At 67.4% G+C, this 12,450-nt stretch carries 11 protein-coding genes; 2 read left to right on the top strand and 9 right to left on the bottom strand.

From position 1 onward, the window contains the following. Positions 1 to 14: 14 nt before the first annotated feature. The 8 genes from MTY59_RS05715 to MTY59_RS05680 all read right to left on the bottom strand — a co-directional run bounded on the left by MTY59_RS05715 (position 15) and on the right by MTY59_RS05680 (position 7,833). Positions 15 to 467: a TetR/AcrR family transcriptional regulator gene (locus MTY59_RS05715; protein WP_221044815.1), complete on the bottom strand. Its 453-nt coding sequence runs from the start codon at positions 465 to 467 to the stop codon at positions 15 to 17. Between the two features lie 78 nt (positions 468 to 545). Next, the gene (locus MTY59_RS05710) at positions 546 to 1,319 is read right to left on the bottom strand and encodes a sirohydrochlorin chelatase (RefSeq protein WP_221044814.1); all 774 of its coding nucleotides are present in this window, start codon (positions 1,317 to 1,319) and stop codon (positions 546 to 548) included. Beyond that, positions 1,310 to 2,461: a uroporphyrinogen-III synthase gene (locus MTY59_RS05705; protein WP_221046274.1), complete on the bottom strand. Its 1,152-nt coding sequence runs from the start codon at positions 2,459 to 2,461 to the stop codon at positions 1,310 to 1,312. The genes MTY59_RS05710 and MTY59_RS05705 overlap by 10 nt, the downstream gene beginning before the upstream one ends. 89 nt (positions 2,462 to 2,550) lie before the next feature. After that, a complete protein-coding gene (locus MTY59_RS05700; RefSeq protein ID WP_221046273.1) occupies positions 2,551 to 3,948 on the bottom strand; it encodes a nitrate/nitrite transporter in 1,398 nt (465 codons plus the stop codon). Positions 3,949 to 4,420: 472 nt separating this feature from the next. Next, positions 4,421 to 5,332 (bottom strand): 5-oxoprolinase/urea amidolyase family protein, encoded by a 912-nt coding sequence (locus MTY59_RS05695; RefSeq protein ID WP_221044813.1) that lies wholly within the window; start codon positions 5,330 to 5,332, stop codon positions 4,421 to 4,423. A 67-nt stretch (positions 5,333 to 5,399) separates the two neighbouring features. After that, positions 5,400 to 6,074, bottom strand: a complete 675-nt coding sequence (locus MTY59_RS05690; protein ID WP_221044812.1) for a 5-oxoprolinase subunit B family protein — start codon at positions 6,072 to 6,074, stop codon at positions 5,400 to 5,402. 112 nt (positions 6,075 to 6,186) lie between these two features. Beyond that, positions 6,187 to 7,191, bottom strand: a complete 1,005-nt coding sequence (locus tag MTY59_RS05685; RefSeq protein WP_221044811.1) for an ABC transporter substrate-binding protein — start codon at positions 7,189 to 7,191, stop codon at positions 6,187 to 6,189. Between the two features lie 57 nt (positions 7,192 to 7,248). Beyond that, positions 7,249 to 7,833 carry an acyl-CoA-like ligand-binding transcription factor gene (locus MTY59_RS05680; protein WP_221044810.1) on the bottom strand — a complete coding sequence of 195 codons (585 nt, stop codon included), beginning with the start codon at positions 7,831 to 7,833 and terminating at the stop codon, positions 7,249 to 7,251. A 197-nt stretch (positions 7,834 to 8,030) separates the two neighbouring features. Between MTY59_RS05680 and MTY59_RS05675 the strand changes: the two genes are divergently transcribed. Next, positions 8,031 to 9,422 carry an MFS transporter gene (locus MTY59_RS05675; RefSeq protein ID WP_221044809.1) on the top strand — a complete coding sequence of 464 codons (1,392 nt, stop codon included), beginning with the start codon at positions 8,031 to 8,033 and terminating at the stop codon, positions 9,420 to 9,422. A gap of 11 nt (positions 9,423 to 9,433) precedes the next feature. On the opposite strand, the gene MTY59_RS05670 is transcribed toward MTY59_RS05675, so the two are convergent. Next, a complete protein-coding gene (locus MTY59_RS05670; protein ID WP_415823281.1) occupies positions 9,434 to 10,696 on the bottom strand; it encodes a DNA polymerase domain-containing protein in 1,263 nt (420 codons plus the stop codon). Between the two features lie 58 nt (positions 10,697 to 10,754). On the opposite strand from MTY59_RS05670, the gene fadD2 reads away from it, so the two are divergent. Further along, positions 10,755 to 12,434, top strand: coding sequence for a long-chain-fatty-acid--CoA ligase FadD2 (fadD2, locus tag MTY59_RS05665; RefSeq protein WP_221044808.1), 1,680 nt, complete (start codon positions 10,755 to 10,757; stop codon positions 12,432 to 12,434). The last annotated feature ends 16 nt before the right edge of the window (positions 12,435 to 12,450 follow it).

The following is a 12,450-nucleotide window of genomic DNA, read 5'->3' as shown; positions in this document are numbered from 1 at the left end:
CCCGACCGCCCGGCTCACCGGGTGATGTCGCCGACCAGGTAGCGCTGCATCGTCGGCCCGATCGCGTCGACGAGCGCGTCCACCGACATGGAGTGCAGCGGCTCGGAGCGGATGCCGTAGCGCATGATGCCCAGGCCCACCAACTGCGAGGCGCACAACGAGGCCCGCTGGGCCACCTTGTCCGCGCCAAGAATTTTCAGCAGTGGGCCAAAGACCGGGCCGATGAACATGCCCTGCACGATTTCGGCGGTTTTCGCCATCCCCGTCGACGCGATGGCGCTGGCCGCGAACGGGCCACCGCCCGCGGCGTCCCACGTCGTGATCAGCGTGCGCAAGGTCCGCCGGCCCACCTGGTTTACCCCACCGGTGACGATGCGGTCGATGAATTCCGGTGTGCCAAAGGGCAACCGCAGCATCTTGGCGACCGGGTCGAGGATCCCGGGCGATGGCTCTTGGCGGCGGGGCATGGTGTCAGGATCACCCGTCTGCGATCAAAGATCAAGGAACGCCGGACATCGGCGCGCCTTACCAGCAGGCGTTTTGCGCTAGGGCGCGGACCGCACGGTGCGGCCGTGGGCCAGCTGGTGCGGGCTCGGTCGGCGCGACGACTGCCGGGCGGTGGGCGCGAGGACCGTCGGCAGGGCCCGCCGGAATCGGTTCGCGACCAACCGTGCCAGCCCGGGATGGGTGCCCAGCGGCTCACTGACCAGGTCGGCACCGCAGGCGTGCAGCCGTTGCTGGAACAGGCCGTCGGCCAGTAGATATGAGGCGACGACGACGCGTCCGCCGGCGCGGCGCGCCCGGGTCCGGGCCCGGTCTACCGCCTCGGGCAGCTGCGGCTCACCGGTGGCCGCGAACGCCAGGCTCACCCGCGATCCGGTCAGCGCCGACACCAGAGTCGCGGTGGTGTGCAGGTCGGTGCGCGCCTTGACGTCCGAGGTCCCCGCGGCCGCCAGGATCACCGAATCACCCGGTCGCCAACCGCATTTCACCAACTGATCGCCGACGATTCGGGCGATTTGACCGCTCGGGCCCAATGCCGGGGTGACGAGAACGTTCGGGTGTCCACTGATCTCCACGTGGGCGGGCAGATCGGCCCGGACGTGGTATCCGCGCGACAGGAACGCGGGCACCACGATGGCGGGGCGGTCGGAGGCCTTCGCGCGCACCAGGACTTCGCTGGGGGTGGGGCCCACCACGTCGACGAACGCAACGTCCACCGTGCTGCGCACCAGCGTACTCACCTGTGCCGCAAGGTCTTCGATCATCGACACGCCACCCGGCCTACGGGTGCCGTGCGCCACCAGAATCAGTGCCATGGGGAATCTTCCGAATGGTCGATCGCGAGCCGGTAGCCGCGCTTGACCACCGTCGCGATGATGTTCTTGTCGCCCAACGCCGTTCGCAGCCGCAGCACTGCGGTGTCGACGGCGTGTGGGTCATTGCTGTTGCCGGGAAGCACTCGTAACAAGTCGTTGCGCGCGACGACATCGCCGGGGCGCTGGGCCAGCGCGCGCAGGGTGGCCATGCCGGATCCGGACAGCGACTTCACCGAACCGTCGACCAGCACGCAGGTTCCACGGATCTCGATGTCGTGACCGGCCGCCCGGATGGCGCACGACCGCAGGGGCGGGAGCTCCTGCGCGATGTGGCGGGCCAACGCCCCCAACCGCATTCGCTCGGGCGACGACGTCGGGATCCCGGCTCGGATCAAAGGCTGCGCGGTGACCGGACCGACGCACATCGCGTGCACGTCGCTGCGAAGCGCTTGCAGCAGTTGATCTTCGATGCCCAGCTCGCGGCTGCGCTCCAGCAGCGCCGCGCCGGCGGGTGCCGAGGTGAAGGTCACCGCGTCGAATTGCCGCCGCGCGACCGAGGCGACGAGTTGGTCGAAGTCGCCGCCTGGCGGCGTCGGCTTCCAGCGGTATACGTGGATGGGGACCACCTGCGCGCCCGCCGCCCGCAATCCGTTGATGAATTCCGGGAACGGGTCCCATCCGTTGGCCGCGCCGTGCAGCTGGACGGCGATCCGCTTACCGGCGACATCCGACTCGAGGAGGTAGCGCAGGACCTCGCGTGACGATTCGGATTTGGGTGACCATTCCTCATGCAGCCCGGCGGCGCGCAACGCGCCGGTCGCCTTCGGCCCGCGGGCCACGATCCGCGACTTGGCGAGCGAGGCCAGCAGTTGGGGGGCAAGCCCCCAGCCGTCGGCCGCTGCGACCCAGCCGCGAAAGCCGATGCCGGTGTGCGCCACCAAGATATCGGGTGGCTGGGCGATCACCGCTTCGGTGTGAGTCTGCAGTTCGTGGTCTTCGGGCAGCGCGATGATGTTGATGGCCGCGGCACTGGAGACCTCCGCGCCGTTACGGCGCAACAACGCGCACAGCTCTTCGGCGCGGTTCGCCGACGTGACGGCGATCCGATAGCCGGTGAGCGGCGCGGAGTCTGGCGGAGCCAGTTGCGGGGCCATATGAAGTGTGTATGCCTGTGACGTTTCGGTTGCGTTACCGGTCAATTGCTGCGGCATTGCCCGTGTTGCGAGTCCGCTCACACACCGGCGGCCTCGGTTTCCGGCGCCGACCCGGACAGGCTCTGGGCCGACGCGGGACGGCGCACGTAGACCATCCACGTCATGATCGCCGCCACGACGTAGGAAGCCAGAAACGCCCAGTATGCCGACGTTTCCGTGCCAGTACTCAGATAGGACTGGCGCAGCGCCAGGTTGATTCCCACCCCGCCGAGCGCCCCGACGGCAGAACAGATGCCGATCAGCGACCCCGACATCGCCCGGGCCCAATGACGGCGCTCGTCCTCGCTCGTGTCCAGCGAACGGCTGCGCGCCTCGTAGACCGAGGGGATCAGCTTGAAGACCGAGCCGTTGCCCATGCCGGACAGGACGAACAGCACCATGAAACCGGCGATGTAACCGATCATGCTGGCGGTGTGCGTCGCGGCGTGGTGATCGTCGAGCGTGCTGACGGTGACCAGGAGCCCGGCTCCCAGTGTCATGCCGGCCAGCACGCCAAGGGTGACGCGGCTGCCACCGAGGCGGTCGGCCAGCCGGCCGCCGTAGATCCGCGCCAGCGAGCCCAGCAACGGCCCGACGAAAGCCAGCTGCGCGGCGTGCAGCGCCGCATGTTTGGGGCTCTCCCCGCTGTCGGCGAAGTTGACCTGCATCACCTGCCCGAAGGCGAAGGCGAAGCCGATCCAGGAGCCGAAGGTGGCGATGTAGAGCAGTGAGATCACGTGGGTATCGCGCTCGAACAGGATCTTGCGCATGGTGCTCAGCTGGGTGCCGTGGTTGATGTTGTCCATGCACAACGCGGCCGCGATGCCCACGACGACCAGGAACACCAGGTACACCGCGCACACCCAGTAGGGCGCCTCGTGCCCGGCGGTGGCCAGCACCAGCAGGCCGACCAGCTGGATCACCGCGACCCCCAGGTTGGCGACGCCGGCGTTGACGGCCAGCGCGCCGCCCTTGAGCCGCTGCGGATAGAAGGCGTTGACGTTGGCCAGCGAGGCCGCGTAATTCCCGCCGCCCAGGCCGGTCAGGGCCGCGCACAACACGAACGGCCACAGCGGCAGACCGGGATTGGCCAGCAACACGATCGTGCCGGCCGTCGGGATCAGCAATACGAAGGCCGAGAACGTCGTCCAGTTGCGGCCGCCGAAGGTGGCGATGCCCAGGGTGTAGGGGATCCGGGCGCACCCGCCGACCAGGGTGGCGACCGCGCCCAGCAACAACTTGTCGCCGGCGGAGAAGCCGTAGACGGACCCCGGCATGAACAGTGCCATGACGGGCCACAGGGTCCAGATCGAGAACGCCACGTGATCACCGGCGATGGTGCACAGCAGGTTGCGCCGGGCGACCTTCTTGTTGCCGGCCTCCCAGGCCACCGTGTCTTCCGGGTTCCAGTCCGCGATGCGGTGGTCGCGGCGCAGCAACCGGCCTGCCTTCGGCGCGACGCTCATGCCCGTCCACCTTTCGCGAAAATGGACTGCGTCCCAACGGCATCGCACCGATCGATGTGCATACAGCTCCCTCTCGTCAGGCCCCACGAACCGCCGCGTCCGGCCGCCACCACGCCAGGGGTCACCACGCTCGCCCGGTATCGGGAAAGCTGTTCGGAGGCTGGCTTTCGACGCTTGGGCGCCCCGAATGAAGGGGCGTGCCCCGTCGCACGGTCCGATGCTCACATTTACGACGCGAGCGGGTCAACCGAAACGGGCCGATATCGCCTGTTAGTTGTTTACCAGTTATCTGGTAAATCCCTGAGGGGCAACCAGATCGCGAGCGCACAGTTCATCGTGCCCGAATGAGGGCCGGCATCAAGTGATTTCACACATACCACCCGCCATGTGTGAGCTGTAATACATTGTGATTGCGGCGCCGACAAATTGTGCGCGAATTGCGTTAGGAAAACGGCCAACTCGCGGCGCCGGAGTGGGCGCCCACCAAGGCCCTGGGCCGCGCCCAGTGCAGTCGCACCGTCTGGCCGGGCCGCACCTGGGCGATCTTGTCGACGTCCTCGTCGACCACCACGCCGATCACCGGGTAGCCGCCGGTGACGGGATGGTCGGGGCCCAGGATCACCGGTAAACCGTTGGGCGGCACTTGAATTGCGCCGCGGGTCGCCCCCTCACTGGGCAGCTGACGGTCCGGATAGCAGTGCTGCAGGGGACGGCCGGTCAACCGCATTCCCACCCGGTCGCTGCGATCGGACGCCACCCAATCGGTGTGCACCAGGGCGTCGGGGTCGACGAACCAGTCATCGCGCGGCCCGGGCACCGCGAACAGCTCGACGACGCCGCCGGTGATGGCCGCCACCGGCGCCTGGTCCAATTCGGGGTAGGCGTCGGTGTGCTCGCCGATCGGGAGCCGGTCGCCGGCCTGCAGCGGCGACGGGCCGATGCCCGACATCACGTCGTAGCTGCGCGAGCCCAGCACCGGCTCCACGCAGATGCCACCGCGGACCGCCAGGTAGCTGCGCAGGCCGGCGCGGGGCGCGCCCAGCGTGATCACCTCGCCCTCGCGCACATGATGAATGCTGTTGGTGCCGAACTTGATTCCGTTGACGGTGGGATCGGCGTCGGCGCCCGTCACCGCGATGTCGACGTCGCCGCCGGACACCCTGGCCGCGAAACCGCCGAACGTCACCTCCACGGTGGCGCGGTCGTCGGGGTTGGCCACCAGCCGGTTGGCCAGCCGGTGCGCGCGCCGGTCGGCGGCGCCGGACCGGCTCACGCCCAGATGGGCCAGTCCCGGACGGCCGAGGTCTTGGACGACGGCGAGCGGTCCAGTGCGGAGGATCTCCAGGATTGCCACGGTTGTCTCCTTAGCTATGGTGATGATCCGCTTCGCCGGCCAGCGCCGCGCTCCCGATCGTCACTGGCTAGACGGCCCGGAACTGAACCCACATGCCCTGCGTCAGCAACGCAGGGTTCGGGCGCTGCAGGTCCCACAGCACCGCGTCGGTGCGGCCGATGAGTTGCCAGCCACCGGGGGACTGACGCGGGTACACCGCGCTGAAGTCACCGGCGAGGCCCACGGAGCCGGCCGGCACCGAGGTCCTCGGCTCGGCGCGGCGTGGCACCCGCAGCCTCGGGTCTCCGTCGACCAGATACGCGAAACCGGGTGCGAATCCACTGAATCCGACCCGCCACAGCGTCGAAGTGTGGGCGTCGATCACCGCCGCGATGGTCAGTCCGGTGTGGCCTGCGACCTCGGCCAGATCCGGACCGTCGTAGACGACATCGATGACCACGTCGGCGCGGCGCTTTGAGGCGGTGTCCGGGGCGGCGACGACGTCCATCTTGCGCAGCCGCCGGCGGATGACGCCTTGGCGGCGCGGGCCGTCCAGCTTCACCAGCACCGTGCGGGCGGCCGGGACGACGTCGACCACGCCCGGGATCGCCGCGGCTCGCAGCGCGTCCGCCCACGCCAATACCTCAGCGGTACTTCCGCATTGCACCATCAGCGCGCGGTCGCCGTAGTCCACGACGGTGTTGCCGACCAGCTCGGTCGGCAGGTTGTGGGCCAGGTCGCCGCTAAGGTCCGTCACGCTCATTACTCGACGGTAACCCCGGGATCGGGGCATGTGCGAGGGTCGCCGACGGAATTTCGAGCTCTGCCAGAGCTGCCTTAGCAAACGCTCAAACAGCCCCGGCATGCCCGCGCGGCTAGCCCAGGATCTTGGTGATCAGCGGCGGCAGTTGATCGGCGATGACGGGGTAGCTCAGCGGCGACCCGAACGCGATCGCCCCGGCCTGGTCCTTGGAGGTGAAGATGTTGCGGTTCTGCGCGGTGGTCAGCGACCCGGCCACCTCGGGGTCGGCCAGTATCGCCTTCTGGTCGTCGGGGTTCTGCGTCGTCCAGATCACGACGTCGGCGGACTCGAGCACCGATTTGATGTGATCGCGGGGGATGACCGCCCGCTGGTCGGTGCCGAACGGCTTGATGGCGTCGGAGATGACCAGTCCCATCCGGTTCAGGAAGTCCGTCCGCCAGCCCGCCATGGTGGCGACGACCGTGCCTTGCCACAGCGCGCCGTGCATCAGCAGCGCCTTCTTGCCGGTCCACTGCTGATTCTTTTTGCCGATGTCGGTGAACTTCTGGTCGACGCCGTCGATCAGCGACTTCATCTGGTCGGCCTGGAAGACCGCCTGGCCGACGATGGTGGCCTGCTCCTTCCACGGCTCGAAGAAGGCGTCGCCGTCCGATTGCGCGACGGTCGGGGCGATCGCGGACAGTTTCTGATACGTGTCGGCGTCCAGGCCGGCGTTGACGGCCACGATCAGGTCCGGTTTGAGACCGGCGATCTGGTCGACGGGAATGCCGTTGTCGAGGTTCAACACCGTCGGCTGCGCGCCGTTGAGTTTGGGTGTGGCCCATGGCCAGACGGCGGAGGGCTGGTCACCGAACCAGTTGGTCACGGCGATCGGCACCACGCCGACCGCGAGCAGGTCGTCCTGCTCGGTGTAGCCGGCGCTGACGACGCGCTTGGGTGGTTCCTTGATGACGGTCTGACCGAACAGGTGGGTGACCGTCACCGAACCCGGGGTGGCGCCCGGAGCCGGTTCGCGAGACGAGCATCCCGAAGCGAACGTGGTCGCGCCACCGATCGCGGCAACCCCGGCGGCCCCTGCGAGCTGCAAGAATCCCCGTCGATTCCATCCCTGTCGCATCGCGTGAGAGTATCGCGTTCCGCCCGCTCAGATGCATCGCCGCGCTGTTGAAGCCGGTCAGCCCAGCGGCATGCCGGCGTCCATGAAGTCCAGGGCGCGAAAGATGGTGTCGGCGGTCTTGGGTGCGCTGTCGAAGGCGGCCATCATGGCACCGGTCAACGCCCCCGCGTACACCCGGACTTCGAAATCGTCTGCGGCACGGCCGATCCGGTGCGCGATCGCCGCGGCCGCCACCGTGACGGTGCGGTAGTACTCGTCGTACATCGCCGCCTTGAGCTCGGGTATCGAGAACATCAGGCGCTGCCGGGTGCTCTCGAACTCCAGTTGGTCGTCGGGCAGTTGGTCGATGACGGCCTGATAGGCCCGGCGGAAGGCCTGCGCCGGAGACAGGCTGCGCGGCTGGGCCTTCAACGCGTCCAGGATCAGCGGGTCCAGGTCGTCGGCGAGCAGCAGCGATTCCTTGGATCCGAAATAGCGGAAGAAGGTGCTCGGCGACACGTCGGCCGCCTCGGCGATCTGTTCGACCGTGGTCGCGGCGTAGCCGTTCTCTTCGATGAGGCGAAACGCCTCGCGCCTGATGGCGCGGCGGGTCTTGATCTTTTTGCGCTCCCGTAGGCCCAGGGGAGTCTCAGGCACCTGCATGGCGCCGATTGTCGCGCATCCAGCCCCGCCGTGGTCTCGCTGCGTCGTTGCGTTGCAGAGTTCTGACAAACGTGACCGGGGCGTTGCGATTTCTGCGTATTGCCCGCGTAACTGTGCACACCCAGTCCGGTAACAGTGCGTCTTTAGCGTCGAGTGGTCACTGCCCGCGCCCTCATCCAACTCAGGAGTCCCACCAGATGACCACGACCATCAACCCGGTATCGCAGCCCGCGCCACCGCGTGAGCGTCATACGGGACGGCACTGGATCGATGACTGGCGGCCCGAGGACCCCGAATTCTGGGAGACGACCGGCAAGCCGATCGCTCGCCGGAACCTGATCTTCTCGATCTTCGCCGAGCACGTCGGGTTCAGCGTGTGGATGCTGTGGAGCATCGTGGTCGTGCAGATGACGGCCGGGGCCCACGGGCACCCCGCCGCGTCCGGGTGGGCGCTGACCGCCAGCCAGGCCCTCTGCCTGGTCGCCGTCCCCAGTGGCGTCGGGGCGTTTCTGAGATTGCCCTACACCTTCGCCGTGCCACTGTTCGGCGGCCGCAACTGGACGACCATCTCCGCGGCGCTGCTGCTCATCCCGTGCCTGCTGCTGGCGTGGGCGGTGAGCCATCCCGGCCTCCCGTTCGGCGCCCTGGTGGCGATCGCCGCGACCGCCGGCTTCGGCGGCGGCAACTTCGCCTCGTCGATGGCCAACATCTCGTTCTTCTACCCGGAGAAAGACAAGGGCTGGGCGCTGGGCCTGAACGCAGCCGGCGGCAACATCGGCGTGGCGGTGGTGCAGAAGATCATTCCGCCCATCGTCATCGCCGGCGGCGGGATGGCGCTGTCGCGCGCCGGACTGTTCTACGTGCCGCTGGCCGTGGTGGCCGCAATTTGCGCGTTCCTGTTCATGAACAACCTCACCGAGGCGAAGGCCGACGTGAAGCCGGTGCTGGAGTCGCTGCGGCACCCCGACACCTGGATCATGTCGCTGCTGTACATCGGAACCTTCGGCTCGTTCATCGGCTACTCGGCCGCGTTCCCGACCCTGCTCAAGACGGTCTTCGGGCGCGGCGATATCGCCCTGGCGTGGGCCTTCCTGGGCGCCGGCATCGGATCGGTCATCCGGCCCCTCGGCGGCAAGCTGGCCGACCGGATCGGCGGCGCCCGCATCACCGCCGCCAGCTTTGTGATGCTGGCGATCGGGGCGGCGGCGGCGCTGTGGTCGGTGACGGCGGTGAACCTGCCGGCCTTCTTCGCCAGCTTCATGTTCCTGTTCGTCGCGACCGGCATCGGCAACGGCTCGACCTACCGGATGATTTCGCGGATCTTCAAGATCAAGGGCGACCTGGCCGGGGGAGATCCCGACACCATGGTCGCCATGCGCCGCCAGGCGGCCGGGGCACTGGGCGTCATCTCGGCGGTGGGCGCGTTCGGCGGGTTCGTGGTTCCGCTGGCCTATGCGTGGTCGAAGTCGGAGTTCGGCAGCATCGAACCCGCGCTGCGGTTCTACATCGCGTTTTTCCTCGGCCTGCTCGCCGTCACTTGGTACTGCTACCTGCGCAAGCACAACGCGATAACGCGGGTGGGGATCTAGGCGGCCGGAGGTCAGCTCGACGGCTTCTGCTTCCCGCCGTAACCCTCCCAGGGGCTGTAGTCGGCGATCAGCTCTTCCTGGGGTGGCCGCTGGTCTTCGGGAACGTGCTGCAGGTTGATCCTGATCCGGTACCAGATCGAACTGGGCCCGCGCATCCCGTCGACCAGGACGTCGACCGGCTCCAGCCGGCGGGCCACCGCGGGATAGCGGTCGCGCCAGACGTCCAGCGCGGCCAACGCCTCGTCCTTGGTCTTGGTGCGGGCGATCTCGATCAGCGGCATCTTGGACTGCCGCCTGCCACTGGTGCCCTTGCCGCGCTTGCCCGACCCTTTCGGCGCACGTTCGGGTGGACCCATCTCCTCGGCCAGCACCAGCAGCCGGTCGAGCTCGCCGACGGCGTCGTCCATTCCCGCCCAGGGGTCACCGATCTCGGCAAATCGGGCGGGCACGGTGTCGATGGTGAACACCCCGGGGTCGCAGCCGGCGACCTCGTCCCAGTGCAGCGGCGTCGAGACCCGGGCATCGGGGGTCGCACGCACGGAGTACGCCGATGCGACGGTGCGGTCCTTCGCGTTCTGGTTGAAGTCGACGAACACCCCCTCGCGCTCTTCCTTCCACCAGCGGCTGGTCGCCGCCTCGGGCACCCGCCGCTCGACCTCGCGGGCCACGGTCTGCGCGGCCAGCCGCACCTGGCGGAACTCCCAGCGCGGCGCGATGCGGGCGTAGATGTGAAAGCCGCGCGATCCCGACGTCTTCGGCCACGCCGTCAGGCCGTAGTCCTCGAGCACCTCGCGCGCAACCAGCGCGACGTCCACGATGCCCCGCCAGGAGACCCCGGGCATCGGATCGAGGTCGACCCGCAACTCGTCGGGGTGATCGAGGTCGTCGGCCAGCACCGGATGCGGGTTCAGGTCGACGCAGCCCAGGTTGACCGCCCAGGCCAGGCCCGCGGCGTCATGGATCACCGCCTCGGCGGCGGAAGTGCCTCGCGCGTAATGCAGTTCGGCAACGTCGACATAGTCCGGCCGCTTGGCGGGCGCGCGTTTCTGGAAGACGGCTTCCTCGGCGATGCCCTTGACGAATCGCTTCAGGATCATCGGTCGGCCCGCAACGCCGCGCAGCGCCCCGTCGGCGACGGACAGGTAATAGCGGACCAGGTCGAGCTTGGTGTACGGACCCGAGCCGCGGTGCGCTTCGAATACGACCTTGTCGGGATGGGTGATGGTGACCTCGCGCCCGGCCACTTCCAGCGAAACCGGACCCATGTTCATCATCGTAAGTGGATGGGTACTAACCCCTGGTAATGCGACGGACGTCACATAGGGTGGATCCATGCCTAATCTGATCGGCCTGCCCGGGCAGGCGGTTTCCAAGGTTCAGCAGTATGCGGAGCGCGGCTTAGCCGAGCTGCACTATGTCCGCAAAATTCTCGAAGCCGGAGGCTTTCCGCTGGAGCCTCCCCAGAACCTTGCCGCGATGGTGAGCGACATCCGCAAATGGGGCGAGATCGGCATGCTTCCGGCCATGCACGCCCGGCGCACCCCGGACAAAGTGGCCATCATCGACGATGACGGCGAGTTGACCTGGAAGGAACTCGACGACGCCGCCAACGCGGTTGCCCACGCCCTGCTGGACAAGGGCGTCAAAGGCGGCGACGGTGTCGCGATCCTGGCCCGCAACAGCCGCTGGTTTTCCATCGCCGAGTTCGGGTGCGCCCGAGTCGGTGCTCGCATCATCCTGTTGAACAGCTCGTTCTCCGGGCCGCAGATCAAAGAGGTGTCTGAGCGCGAGGACGCCAAACTGATCATCTACGACGACGAATATTGCGAGGACGTCAGCAAGGCCGACCCGCCACTGGGCAAGCTGCGGGCGCTGGGCACCAACCCCGACTCGGATAAGAAGTCGGGCAGCAAAGACGAGACACTCGCCGACCTGATGGAACGCAGCAGCGGCAAGCCCGCACCCAAGGCGGGTAAGCATTCGTCGATCATCATCCTGACCAGCGGCACCACCGGCACGCCGAAGGGTGCGAACCGCAGCACCCCGCCGACCCTCGCACCGATCGGCGGCATCCTGTCGCATGTCCCGTTCAAGGCCGGCGAGGTGACGGCGCTTCCCGCGCCGATGTTCCATGCGCTGGGATTTCTGCACGCCACCATAGGAGCGTTCCTGGGCTCGACGTTGGTGCTGCACCGAAAGTTCAAGCCCGACGTGGTGTTGACGGACATCGCGAAGTACAAGACGACCGCAATCGTCGTCGTCCCGGTGATGTTGTCCCGGATGCTGGAAGCCCTGGAAAAGATGGATGAGAAGCCCGATTTGTCTTGCCTGCGAATCGTGTTCGTCTCCGGCTCCGCGTTGAACGCCGATGTGGCCGAGAGGGGTCTCAAGGAGCTTGGCGACGTTATTTACAACATGTACGGCTCGACGGAGATCGCCTTCGCCACGATCGCCGAACCCAAGCACCTCAAGCACAACCCGTCGACGGCGGGACCGGTGGTCAAAGGCGTCAAGGTCAAGATCTACGACGAAAATGGCAAGGAGTTGCCGCAGGGCGAAGTCGGTCGCATCTTCGTCGGAAACGCTTTCCCGTTCGAGGGTTACACCGGCGGCGGCAAGAAGCAGATCATCGACGGACTGTTGTCCTCGGGCGACGTCGGCTACTTCGACGAGCACAATCTGCTCTTCATCAGCGGCCGCGACGACGAGATGATCGTCTCCGGCGGCGAGAACGTCTTCCCCGCGGAAGTCGAGGACTGCCTAAGCGGACATCCCGACGTGGTGGAGGCCACGGCGATCGGTGTCGAAGACAAGGAGTGGGGTCACCGCCTGCGCGCCTTCGTGGTCAAGAAGGACGGCGCCGACCTCGACGAGGACACCCTCAAGAAGCACGTGAAGGATCAGTTGGCCAAGTACAAGGTGCCGCGTGAGGTCGTTTTCCTCGACGAGCTGCCGCGCAACCCCACGGGCAAGATCCTCAAGCGCGAGTTGCGCGAAATGGACGTCGACTAGCCCATTCGGGCCGGCG

The organism is Mycobacterium senriense, from assembly GCF_019668465.1.
In the GTDB taxonomy this organism is placed as follows: Bacteria; Actinomycetota; Actinomycetes; order Mycobacteriales; family Mycobacteriaceae; genus Mycobacterium; species Mycobacterium senriense.
This window is presented reverse-complemented; position numbering and strand designations above follow the sequence as displayed.

Coding starts and splice junctions, on each gene's coding strand:
- MTY59_RS05715 (WP_221044815.1), bottom strand. CDS start 467: ATGCCCCGCCGCCAAGAGCCATCGCCCGGGATCCTCGACCCGGTCGCC.
- MTY59_RS05670 (WP_415823281.1), bottom strand. CDS start 10,696: ATGATGAACATGGGTCCGGTTTCGCTGGAAGTGGCCGGGCGCGAGGTC.
- MTY59_RS05710 (WP_221044814.1), bottom strand. CDS start 1,319: ATGGCACTGATTCTGGTGGCGCACGGCACCCGTAGGCCGGGTGGCGTG.
- MTY59_RS05680 (WP_221044810.1), bottom strand. CDS start 7,833: ATGCAGGTGCCTGAGACTCCCCTGGGCCTACGGGAGCGCAAAAAGATC.
- MTY59_RS05675 (WP_221044809.1), top strand. CDS start 8,031: ATGACCACGACCATCAACCCGGTATCGCAGCCCGCGCCACCGCGTGAG.
- MTY59_RS05685 (WP_221044811.1), bottom strand. CDS start 7,191: ATGCGACAGGGATGGAATCGACGGGGATTCTTGCAGCTCGCAGGGGCC.
- fadD2 (WP_221044808.1), top strand. CDS start 10,755: ATGCCTAATCTGATCGGCCTGCCCGGGCAGGCGGTTTCCAAGGTTCAG.
- MTY59_RS05690 (WP_221044812.1), bottom strand. CDS start 6,074: ATGAGCGTGACGGACCTTAGCGGCGACCTGGCCCACAACCTGCCGACC.